Annotated in this window: 10 protein-coding genes; all 10 read left to right on the forward strand. The window is 67.7% G+C overall.

The window, feature by feature from the left end; all coding sequences use genetic code 11:
• The first annotated feature begins 71 nt into the window (after nucleotides 1-71).
• Entirely contained in the window at nucleotides 72-1127 is a 1056-nt protein-coding gene (locus DYI42_RS22005; RefSeq protein ID WP_213549018.1) for an AbrB family transcriptional regulator, read from the forward strand.
• A 60-nt stretch (nucleotides 1128-1187) separates the two neighbouring features.
• A complete protein-coding gene (locus DYI42_RS22010; RefSeq protein ID WP_213549020.1) occupies nucleotides 1188-1643 on the forward strand; it encodes a universal stress protein in 456 nt (151 codons plus the stop codon).
• Between the two features lie 9 nt (nucleotides 1644-1652).
• Entirely contained in the window at nucleotides 1653-3116 is a 1464-nt protein-coding gene (locus tag DYI42_RS22015; RefSeq protein WP_213549022.1) for a peptidoglycan-binding domain-containing protein, read from the forward strand.
• A 118-nt stretch (nucleotides 3117-3234) separates the two neighbouring features.
• Nucleotides 3235-3798: a NifU family protein gene (locus tag DYI42_RS22020; RefSeq protein ID WP_213549024.1), complete on the forward strand. Its 564-nt coding sequence runs from the start codon at nucleotides 3235-3237 to the stop codon at nucleotides 3796-3798.
• Nucleotides 3799-3809: 11 nt separating this feature from the next.
• Nucleotides 3810-4217: a GFA family protein gene (locus tag DYI42_RS22025; protein ID WP_244868083.1), complete on the forward strand. Its 408-nt coding sequence runs from the start codon at nucleotides 3810-3812 to the stop codon at nucleotides 4215-4217.
• Nucleotides 4217-4903, forward strand: a complete 687-nt coding sequence (tsaB, locus tag DYI42_RS22030) for a tRNA (adenosine(37)-N6)-threonylcarbamoyltransferase complex dimerization subunit type 1 TsaB (protein WP_213549026.1) — start codon at nucleotides 4217-4219, stop codon at nucleotides 4901-4903. The genes DYI42_RS22025 and tsaB overlap by 1 nt, the downstream gene beginning before the upstream one ends.
• Nucleotides 4900-5310, forward strand: coding sequence for a GNAT family N-acetyltransferase (locus DYI42_RS22035; RefSeq protein WP_213549028.1), 411 nt, complete (start codon nucleotides 4900-4902; stop codon nucleotides 5308-5310). Before tsaB ends, DYI42_RS22035 begins: the two co-directional genes overlap by 4 nt.
• Nucleotides 5311-5513: 203 nt before the next feature.
• Entirely contained in the window at nucleotides 5514-6506 is a 993-nt protein-coding gene (locus DYI42_RS22040) for a BMP family lipoprotein (protein ID WP_213549030.1), read from the forward strand.
• A gap of 88 nt (nucleotides 6507-6594) precedes the next feature.
• Nucleotides 6595-8136: an ABC transporter ATP-binding protein gene (locus DYI42_RS22045; RefSeq protein ID WP_213549032.1), complete on the forward strand. Its 1542-nt coding sequence runs from the start codon at nucleotides 6595-6597 to the stop codon at nucleotides 8134-8136.
• Between the two features lies 1 nt (nucleotide 8137).
• Nucleotides 8138-9245: ABC transporter permease (locus tag DYI42_RS22050; protein ID WP_213549035.1), on the forward strand; the 1108-nt coding region annotated here is incomplete at its 3' end.

The raw sequence follows: 9245 nt of genomic DNA on the forward strand, positions 1-9245 counted from the left end.
GTTGAACCCCCTGCCCCGGTGCGACATATTCGCGCCGGAAGGACCCCCCAAATGCCGCCAGCAACCCTCCCGTGACAACGCTCCTCGCCTCCCTGCGCCTAACCGCGCAAACCCTGGCCATCGGGGCATTGGGCGCGGTGCTGGCCTGGGCCATGGGCATGCCGCTCGCCTTCCTTGCCGGGCCCGCCATCGCTGTCACCGCCGCCAGCCTCGCCCGCGTGGAGGTGGCGGTGCACAACCGCCTGCGCGATGCTTGCTTTCTGCTGATCGGGCTGTCCATCGGCGGCCTTGTGACACCCGCGAGCCTTGAGGCCATGGCCGCCTGGCCCGTGGCCTTCGGACTGCTCGCTCTGCTCACCCTCATTACCCCACTGCTGATCCGCAGCCTGCTCTGCCGGGGCTTCGGCTTTTCCCGGCCCGAGGGCTTTCTCGCAGCCTCACCCGGGCACCTCTCCATGGTCGTCGCGCTCACCGAAGCGCTTGGCCTTCCCTTGGTGCGCCCGGTGCTCATGGCCTCTTTCCGCGTGCTGATCCTCACCCTCTCCGTGCCACTGGCTGCCCGGCTCGCGGGGGTGCCCATCGGCCCCGGGCTGCCCGCCGCGCCCGAGCACGCAAGCTGGCTGATGATCGCGCCGCAAATCGCCGCCGCCGCCGCGCTCGGCTGGGCGCTCGCCAAGGCCCGCCTGCCCGCACCCCTGCTGATCGGCGCCATGGTCACGGGGGCGGCCAGCCACCTCTCCGGGTTGGTCGATGGCGGGCTGCCCGGCTGGGTCTCGCAGCTCGTGCTTGTGATCATGGGCAGCCTCATCGGGTCCCGCTTTCGGGGCATCACGCCGCCCGAAATCCTGCGCGATCTCGGCGCCGCCACCCTCGCCTTGGGCGCTTCTGCCGGGCTTGCGGCGGCCTTCGCTGTCGTGGCCGCCCGCGCCGCAGGCCTGCCCATGCTCGACGTGCTGGTGGCCTTCGCCCCCGGCGGGCTGGAAACCATGATCATCGTCGGCGCCGCTGCGGGGGCCGATCCGGGCTTCGTCGCCGCCGCCCACGTCAGCCGCCTCATCATCCTCGCCGTGATCCTCGCGGTCTTCGCCATCCGCCAGGGCCGCCCGGTTCCGCCGGCCCGCAGATGACGCCCCATTGCCAGAGCACCGCCCCTCGGCCATGATCCGCCTACAAGGAGGGCCACCCTGATGCGCAAGTTTCTCGTCGTACTCGACGACAGCCGCGAATGCCTCAACGCCATGCGCTTCGCCGCCATGCGCGCCGCGAAAACGGGCGGCGGCGTCGAGATCCTCTCGATCATCCCGCCCGACGAGTTCAACCACTGGATCGGCGTGGGCGACGTGATGCGCGCCGAGGCGCGCGAGCGGATCGAGGCCCATTACGAGGTGTTTGCGAAATGGATGCGCGACCGCCAGGGGGTGGACCCCGAGCTGGTGGTGCGCGAGGGCGAGCCGGTCGACGAGATCCTCGCCCAGTGCCGCGACGACCCGGAAGTGGGCGTGCTGGTGCTTGGCGCCGGCACCGGCAAGAAGGGCCCCGGCCCCCTGGTCACCCAACTGACCAGAAACGCCGGCTCCCTCGACATCCCGATCACCATCGTGCCCGGCGAGATGTCGAAGGAGCGGCTCGAAGCGGTGACGTAAGTGGCAGGGATGCTTCGTATCGTCGCTCTCGTGCTCCTCCTGTTCTGCGCACCGGCCTCGCGAGCCGCACCTCTCGTCGCCGATCTCGGCAGGAACGATATCCAGGCGATTCAGGCGGCGTTGACGCTGACGGGCGATTATGACGGGGCGATAGACGGTCAGTGGGGCGCGCGGAGCGAGCGCGCCTTCCGCGCGTTTCGGCAGCGCCAACCTGCCACATCCGAACTGCAGGCCATCCGGGTGCTCATGGTCGGCTTTACCCGGGAATGGCGGGTAAGCGGCTGGCGACCGGTCGCCAAGACGAATGGCGGCCCGAGCCACTACGCACCGATGGCGCTGGTCCGTGATCCGCTCGCACATCTCGACGAAACCTATTCGCAAGTCTCGGTCGACGGCGGGCTTCAGATCGATGTTCGTTTCCAGAACGAACGAGAGGTCGGTCAGACGCACGCCGACTGGCGCAGCGCGCATTCCTCGCGAAACCCGTCCTATGTCGTGCGGCAAGGCGGCTTGCGGATCACGACGGCCGAGCTTGCCAGCCGCGAACGCGTCTACGCCCGGTCCGACAGGGTCGGCTCGCGGTTCCGCACACTGGAGATCCGGGCGACGCCCGAGCACTACAACCGCCTGCGCCTAATCGCAGCAAGCGTCCGTTCAAACGCCGCCGTTACCATCCGCCCTCCGGCGGGCGGGCCGCTGCACTCTCTCGTCGCGCCGTTTCTGCCGGACATCGGCCCGGACTCCGCGCGCCCGGAGCCGGAACAGGAGGCCTCCCAACCGCGCCAGGCGCGTTCGGTGCTGCCGCCAGGTACATTGAACGTGAGGCCGCGCGGTTCCACCGCATCCGAGCCGGGCGGTGTCGCGATCACCGGCGTCTACATCAACCCGCTCGACATTATGACCGCCACCGCCGTGCTGGATGACTGCGAACGCCCGGCCCTGAGCGGCGGCGAGCCCCTTGTGGTGCTGGCCCGGGACGACCAGCTTCGGCTCGCCGTGCTGCGCAGTCAGACCCGCAACCCCGCAACCGTCTTGCTGAGTCGCAGCACGAGGCTTGGAGATCGATTGCGGGCCGTCGGGCATGCGCCGGACGCCAAAGCTGCAGACCCCTTGCTGGAAACGGTTGTCGCTGTTCTGGCCGTCAACCAGGGCGGCCTGCTGCTGGCCGCCCCCGACCTCGAAACCACGCCGCCCCCGGCAGCGGGACACATCGCCTTTGCCGCCCAACATATTCCCGATGACGTCGCGGGCTGGCCCCTGCTGGATTCGACCGGAGCTCTGGCCGGCATCATGGATAGGGAGCGCGACCCGGGCGGCCTTCGCAGAGCAACCACGGCCGAAGCGCTGGCGCGCTTCCTCTCTGCCTCGACCATCGTTTTTGCCTTCGCCGAGACCGAACGGGACGAGGTTGGCTTCGTCCTGCCCCGCAGCATTGCCGGGGCGGTTGTCTTGTTGACCTGCCTGGATGACTAGCGACCCAACAACTCACGGCTCCGCCTTCGCTTGAGGGGCGCGTTTTAGAATCGTTCCAAAACTTGACCTGCCCCCCTTCGGAGCGCATATATGGCCCAACCCCGAAAGGACCGTGCGCATGTTTATCCAGACCGAATCCACGCCCAACCCCGCCACGCTGAAGTTCCTGCCCGGGCAGGAAGTTCTGGGCACGGGCACCGCCGACTTCCCCACTGCCGACGCCGCCTCCGGCTCGCCGCTGGCACAGCGTATCTTTGCCGTCGACGGCACCACCGGCGTCTTCCTCGGCCACGATTTTGTGACCGTGACCAAGGCCGAGACCGTCGAGTGGGATCACATCAAGCCCGCCATCCTCGGCGCGATCATGGAGCACGTGCAATCCGGCGAGCCGGTGCTGGCCTCCGACGCCGCCCCCGAGGCCGCCCACGCGATCCACGAAGGCGAAGACGGCGAGATCGTCGATCAGATCAAACAGTTGCTCGACACCCGCGTGCGCCCCGCCGTTGCGCAGGACGGCGGCGACATCGTCTTCCACGGGTTCGAGCGCGGCGTCGTCTACCTGCACATGCAGGGTGCCTGCGCCGGTTGCCCCTCCTCGACCTACACGCTGAAGATGGGCATCGAGCAATTGCTGCGCCACTACATCCCCGAGGTGACGGAAGTGCGCCCGGTCGCGGCGTAACCTTCGCCGGCTTGCCCCAGAACGAGATCACCGGGCGCTGCTACTGCGGCGCCACCCGGCTCAGCGCAAGCGGCCCGGCCAGCGTGGCCTACTGCCATTGCACCGACTGCCGCCGCTGGACGGGCGCGCCGGTGACGGCCTGGGTCGGTGTCGCGGATGCAACCGTTGCCCTCATGCCCGCACCCGCGCCGATCTCCGTGACCGAGGGCGTGACCCGCTGGGCCTGCCCCGCCTGCGGCTCGCCCCTCGCGGCCCGCTTCTCCTACCTCCCCGGCCAGACCTGGCTGGCCATGGGCACGCTCGATCAGGCGGCCAGCCTCACGCCGACGCTGCACTGCTACGCGGGCGAGGCCCTGCCCTGGCTGCACATCGCCGATGACCTGCCGCGCGAGCAGGCCAGCGGGCACGAGGTGCTCTGATGGGCGTGGCCGACCCGACGCTGCTGGCCTTCGACACCTCCGGCCCCCATATCGCCGCCGCCGTCATGCACAACGGCGCCGTGGTGGCCCAGCGCCACGAGCCGATGAAGCGCGGACAGGCCGAAAACCTGATGCCGATCCTCGAAGCCCTGCTGGCCGAGGCGGGCCTTGCATGGCCCGACCTCACCGCGCTGGCCGTCGGCATCGGCCCCGGCAACTTCACCGGCATCCGCATCTCCGTCGCCGCCGCGCGCGGGCTTGCGCTGGCGCTGAAAATCCCCGCCGTCGGCGTCACAACCTTCGAACTGATGCGCGATGAACCCGGACCCGCCGCGCGCCCGGCCGAGCTCGTGTCGCTGGAGGCCCCACGCGGCATGGCCTATGTGCACCTGCTGCGCTACGGCAACCCCGCCGAGGCACCCCGGCTGATCGACCCGGCCCATCCGCCGCAGGATCTGGCCAAGATCAATCTCGAAGTGCGCGGCTTTCGCGCCGAAGACATCGCCGCGCCCTTCAACGCCCCGGCCCACCCGGCCAGCCTTGAAGACATCCCGCGCCGCCTCGCCGAGCGGGCCGCATGGCTTCTGTTTGACACCAAGGGCGACATTCCCCGCCCCGCCCCGTTCTACGTCCGCGCACCCGATGCCGCACCGGCGCGCGACGCGCCGCCCGAGATCGTCGAATGACACCCGAGGCCCTCGCTGCCCTTCACGCCGCCTGTTTCGAAACTCCGCGCCCCTGGCGTGCCGAGGAGTTCGAGAGCCTGCTGGCGCAGGAGAGCGTGTTTCTGATCGGCGATGAAACCGGCTTCGCACTCGGTCAGTCGGCCGGGGCCGAGGCCGAGCTGCTCACGCTTGCCGTCGCCCCCGAGTCTCGACGACGGGGCCTTGGCCGCACCCGGCTCGATGCCTTTCACACCGAGGCCGCCCAACGCGGTGCCACCACCACCCTGCTGGAAGTCTCCGCAACCAACGCGCCCGCCCTGGCGCTCTACGAGGCTGCGGGCTACCGCGAGATCGGCCGCCGCCGCGCCTATTACCGCGCGCCCGACGGGCACCGCACCGACGCCCTCGTGTTCACCCGGCCCCTGTAGGCTGGGCAATCTGCCCACCGCGCCTCCCCCCGCTGCATGGGCCCCGGCGACCCGACGGAACATCGCCAAGTGACGTTGCGGTGCAGAAAAAGCGGTTGACCACCCCCTGCCGCTGCGGCCTTATTCATGGGTAATCCATAACCTACCACCCCGCCCGCATCTGCGGCGAGGGTGCGGGACACAAACCAACGGGAGACCTACCCATGACCTTCGCGCGCAGCCTTCTGGCCTCCGCCGCCGCCCTCGCCCTCTCGGCAGGCGCAGCGCTGGCAAATCCGGCCATCATCTTCGACCTCGGCGGCAAGTTCGACAAATCCTTCAACGAAAGCGCCTTCAACGGGGCCAAGAAATGGGCCGAGGAAACCGGCGAGAGCTTCTCCGAAATCGAGATGCAGTCCGAGGCCCAGCGCGAGCAGGCCCTCCGTCGCCTCGCAGAAGATGGCGCCAACCCCATCGTGATGACCGGCTTCGCCTTCGCCACCGTCCTGGGTGAAGTCGCCCCCGACTACCCCGACACCAAGTTCGTCATCATCGACGGCGTGGTGGATGCGCCCAACGTGCGTTCCGTGGTGTTCAAGGAGCACGAGGGCAGCTTCCTCGTCGGCATGATGGCCGGCATGGCCTCCGAGAGCGGCACCGTGAGCTTCGTCGGCGGCATGGACATTCCGCTCATCCGCAAGTTCGCCTGCGGCTACGCGCAGGGCGTGAAGGCCGCCAACGCCGACGCCACCATCATCCAGAACATGACCGGCACCACCCCCTCCGCCTGGAACGACCCGGTGAAAGGCTCCGAGCTGACCAAGGCGCAGATCTCGCAGGGGTCCGACGTCGTCTATGCCGCCGCCGGCGGCACCGGCGTGGGCGTTCTGCAGACTGCTGCGGATGAGGGCATCTACTCCATCGGCGTTGACTCCAACCAGAACCACCTGCACCCGGGCTCCGTGCTCACCTCGATGCTCAAGCGCGTCGACGTGGCCGTGTATGACAGCTTCTCCGCAGGCGCCGACGGCATCGAGCCCGGCATCGTCGCGCTCGGCCTCGCCGAAGGCGGCGTGGACTATGCCATGGACGAGAACAACGCCGACCTCGTCACCGACGAGATGACTGCGGCGGTCGATGAGGCCAAGCAGAAGATCATCGACGGCGAGATCGAGGTCCACAACTACGAGACCGACAGCAGCTGCCCGGCGATGTAAGCCGCGTGACGCGCTGACACGATACGAGGGAGGGCCGCGCCGGGAGACTGGCCGCGGCCCTTTTCCAACCAGAAGACCGGGGGACATCATGGCCGCAGAACAAGCGCCCGCCATCGAACTCAAGGGCATCTCCAAGGCCTTCGGGCCGGTGCAGGCCAACAAGGACATCTCGCTTTCGGTGAAGCGCGGGGCGATTCACGGCATCATCGGCGAGAACGGGGCGGGCAAGTCCACCCTCATGTCCATCCTCTACGGCTTCTACAAGGCCGACGCGGGCGAGGTCTTCATCGGCGGCAAGCTCACCCAGATCCCCGACAGCCAGGCCGCAATCGCCGCTGGCATCGGGATGGTCTTCCAGCACTTCAAACTGGTGCAAAACTTCACCGTGCTCGAAAACGTCGTGCTCGGCGCCGAAGACGGCCCGATGCTCGGCCCTTCGCTCTCCAAGGCCCGCAAGGAGCTAACGGCGCTGGCCGAGGAATACGGCCTCAAGATCGACCCGGATGCCGTGATCCAGGATATCGGCGTCGGCATGCAGCAGCGCGTCGAGATCCTCAAAGCGCTCTACCGCCAGGCCGACATCCTCATCCTCGACGAGCCCACCGGCGTGCTGACGCCCGCCGAGGCCGACCAGCTCTTCCGCATCCTCGGGCGGCTGAAGGAAGAGGGCAAAACCATCATCCTCATCACCCATAAGCTGCGCGAGATCATGGAAATCACCGATACGGTGAGCGTGATGCGCCGGGGCGAGATGACAGCCACGGTGCAAACCGCCCAGACCTCACCCGAGGAGCTGGCCGAGCTGATGGTGGGCCGCAAGGTGCTGCTGCGCGTCGATAAGACCCCCGCCAAACCCGGCGAAACGGTGCTGGAAGTTCGCGACCTGCAAGTGACTGATTCCAAAGGCGTTCAAAAGCTGCGCGGCATCTCCTTCGATATCCGCGCGGGCGAGATCCTCGGCATCGCCGGGGTAGCGGGCAATGGCCAATCCGAACTGCTCGAAGTGCTCGGCGGTTACTGCAAGGCCACCGGCACCATCCGGATGAACGGCCAGGAGATCGACCTCACCGGCTCCAAATCCGACGCCCAGTCACGCCGCCGCCGGGGCATCGCCCACGTCCCGGAGGACCGCCATCGCGAGGGCCTCATCCTTGAATTTCAGGCCTGGGAAAACATCGCCTTCGGCTACCACAACGACCCGAAATACCAGAAGAACGCGCTCACGATGGACAACGCCGCCATCCGCGAAGACACCGAGGGCAAGATGGCCCGCTTCGACGTGCGCCCGCCCAACCCGCTGCTCGCCGCAAAGAACTTCTCCGGCGGCAACCAGCAAAAGATCGTCCTCGCCCGCGAGATCGAGCGCAACCCCGACCTGCTGCTCATCGGCCAGCCCACCCGGGGCGTGGACATCGGCGCCATCGAATTCATCCACCAGCAGATCGTCAGGCTGCGCGACGAAGGAAAGGCCATCCTTTTGGTCTCGGTCGAACTGGACGAAATCATGTCGCTCTCCGACCGGATCGCCGTCATGTTCGACGGACAGATCATGGGCGAACGCCTGCCCACCGAGACCAACGAGAAAGAACTGGGCCTGCTGATGGCCGGCATGCAGGGGGAGGCCGCATAAGATGGACGTGATGCCCAAATGGGCCGAGGTCATCCTCGTCCCGCTTATCTCTCTCATCCTTGCCGCCGTGCTCTCGGCCCTCGTGATCCTCGCCATCGGGGAAAACCCGATCACGGCGGTCGGGATCATGATCGACGGCTCCGTCGGCTCGATCCGGGGCTGGGGCTATACGCTCTATTACGCCACCAACTTCATCTTCACCGGGCTCTGCGTCTCGGTCGCCTTCCATGCCCGCCTCTTCAACATCGGTGGCGAAGGGCAGGCGATGATCGGCGGGCTGGGGGTGGCGCTGGTGCTGCTCTACATCCCCTTTCCGCACTGGTCGATCGCGCTCGTCGCCGCCGCACTGGGGGCCGCCGCCTTCGGCGCACTCTGGGCGCTGATCCCGGCCTATCTTCAGGCCGCGCGGGGCAGCCACATCGTGATCACAACGATCATGTTCAACTTCATGGCCGCCGGGCTGCTGAACTACCTGCTGTCCAACACGCTCAAGCCCGTCGGCCAGTCCGACCCGGCCACGGCGAAGTTCGACGCCGCCTATGACCTGCCGACGCTGAACACCATGCTGAGCTCCATGGGCTTTCCGGCGGCACGGGACGATTCGGTGAATGTCACCTTCCTGCTCGCCATCCTCGCCTGCTTCGCGGTGTGGTTCCTGCTCTGGCGCACCCGTCTTGGCTTCCAGATCCGGTCCTTCGGACAGTCCGAGACGGCGGCGAAATACGCTGGCATCTCGCCGCTGCGCATTACTATCATCGCCATGCTCATCTCGGGCGGGCTGGCAGGCCTCATGGCCGTCAACACCGCGATGGGCGAGCAGGAGCGGCTGGTGCTGAACGCGGTCGAGGGCGCAGGCTTCATCGGCATCGCGGTGGCGCTGATGGGGCGCAACCACCCCTTCGGCGTGTTCCTCGCCGCCGTGCTCTTCGGCTTTCTCTACCAGGGCGGGGCGGAGCTGGCGCTCTGGACGTCGATCCCCCGTGAGCTGATCGTGGTGATCCAGGCGCTGGTGATCCTCTTCACCGGCGCGCTCGACAACATGGTGCGCGCACCGCTGGCCCGGCTCTTCCTGCACCTGCGCAAGGGCAAGGAGCCGCCCACCACCACAC

It is taken from the genome of Vannielia litorea, assembly GCF_018424695.1.
GTDB lineage: Bacteria > Pseudomonadota > Alphaproteobacteria > Rhodobacterales > Rhodobacteraceae > Vannielia > Vannielia litorea_A.

What these genes read in the sequence shown, in the direction of transcription:
- tsaB (WP_213549026.1), top strand. Translation starts at nt 4,217, where the DNA reads ATGGGCGTGGCCGACCCGACGCTGCTGGCCTTCGACACCTCCGGCCCC.
- DYI42_RS22040 (WP_213549030.1), top strand. Translation starts at nt 5,514, where the DNA reads ATGACCTTCGCGCGCAGCCTTCTGGCCTCCGCCGCCGCCCTCGCCCTC.
- DYI42_RS22010 (WP_213549020.1), top strand. Translation starts at nt 1,188, where the DNA reads ATGCGCAAGTTTCTCGTCGTACTCGACGACAGCCGCGAATGCCTCAAC.
- DYI42_RS22020 (WP_213549024.1), top strand. Translation starts at nt 3,235, where the DNA reads ATGTTTATCCAGACCGAATCCACGCCCAACCCCGCCACGCTGAAGTTC.
- DYI42_RS22045 (WP_213549032.1), top strand. Translation starts at nt 6,595, where the DNA reads ATGGCCGCAGAACAAGCGCCCGCCATCGAACTCAAGGGCATCTCCAAG.
- DYI42_RS22035 (WP_213549028.1), top strand. Translation starts at nt 4,900, where the DNA reads ATGACACCCGAGGCCCTCGCTGCCCTTCACGCCGCCTGTTTCGAAACT.
- DYI42_RS22015 (WP_213549022.1), top strand. Translation starts at nt 1,653, where the DNA reads ATGCTTCGTATCGTCGCTCTCGTGCTCCTCCTGTTCTGCGCACCGGCC.